The organism is Aminobacter sp. P4_D5, from assembly GCF_056401815.1.
Map to the genome: position 1 here is coordinate 1 of NZ_JBFUIP010001286.1, position 538 is coordinate 538.

At 67.7% G+C, this 538-nt stretch carries 1 protein-coding gene; it reads left to right on the forward strand.

Features of this window, described 5'->3' with window-relative positions:
* Positions 1 to 37: 37 nt before the first annotated feature.
* Positions 38 to 538: TIM barrel protein (locus AC1DWF_RS37975; RefSeq protein ID WP_476843565.1), on the forward strand; the 501-nt coding region annotated here is incomplete at its 3' end.

The window sequence follows — 538 nt, forward strand, 5'->3', positions numbered from 1 at the left end:
GAGAAGCACCATTCCTAAATTCGCGGCGAACATCTCGATGATGTTCAACGAAATGCCCTTCCTCGACCGCTTCGCCGCCGCCCGCGCGGCCGGCTTCGAGGCCGTGGAATTCCTCTTCCCCTACGAGCATCCGGCGGAGGAGATCGCCAAACGCCTGGAGGGCAACGGCCTCGCCAATGTCCTGTTCAACGGCCCGCCCGGCGACTGGAACAACGGCGAGCGCGGCATGGCCGCCCTGCCCGACCGCCGCGCCGAGTTCCGCGAGAGCATCAAGCGCGCCCTCGAATACAGCGCCGCGCTGAAATGCCCGCGCCTGCACGTGATGGCGGGCCTCGTCCCCGCCGGCGTGCCGCGTGACACGCTGCTCTCCACCTATGCCGCCAATCTCGACTTCGCCGCCGAGGAATGCGCCAAGCTCGGCGTGAAGCCGGTGATCGAGCCGATCAACCACCGCGACATCCCCGGCTTCTTCCTCAACACCACGACGGAGGCCACCCGCATCATCGACGCGATCGGGCCCGAGCGGCTGGGCCTGCAG